The sequence below is a fragment of the Duganella sp. BJB476 genome (assembly GCF_003416895.1).
Taxonomy (GTDB): Bacteria; Pseudomonadota; Gammaproteobacteria; order Burkholderiales; family Burkholderiaceae_D; genus Rugamonas.
In genome coordinates, this window is sequence record NZ_QVIO01000034.1 from 1 (window position 1) to 608 (window position 608).

The 608-nt window shown below is 50.5% G+C and carries 1 rRNA gene; it reads right to left on the reverse strand.

From position 1 onward, the window contains the following. Positions 1-608, reverse strand: a 23S ribosomal RNA gene (locus D0T21_RS31520); the annotation flags it as partial.

Below are 608 nucleotides of genomic sequence, written 5' to 3' on the forward strand. Positions count from 1 at the left end.
TGGCTCCACGAGAACTGGCGTCCCCGCTTCAAAGCCTCCCACCTATCCTACACAGATTGATTCAAAGTCCAATGCAAAGCTACAGTAAAGGTTCATGGGGTCTTTCCGTCTAGCCGCGGGTAGATTGCATCATCACAAACACTTCAACTTCGCTGAGTCTCGGGAGGAGACAGTGTGGCCATCGTTACGCCATTCGTGCAGGTCGGAACTTACCCGACAAGGAATTTCGCTACCTTAGGACCGTTATAGTTACGGCCGCCGTTTACTGGGACTTCAATCAAGAGCTTGCACCCCATCATTTAATCTTCCAGCACCGGGCAGGCGTCACACCCTATACGTCCACTTTCGTGTTTGCAGAGTGCTGTGTTTTTATTAAACAGTCGCAGCCACCAGTTTATTGCAACCCGTTCACCCTACTGAAGTAAATCAGCCAAGCTACAAGGGCGTACCTTTTCCCGAAGTTACGGTACCAATTTGCCGAGTTCCTTCTCCCGAGTTCTCTCAAGCGCCTTAGAATACTCATCTCGCCCACCTGTGTCGGTTTGCGGTACGGTCTCGTATGACTGAAGCTTAGAGGCTTTTCTTGGAACCACTTCCGATTGCTTCAG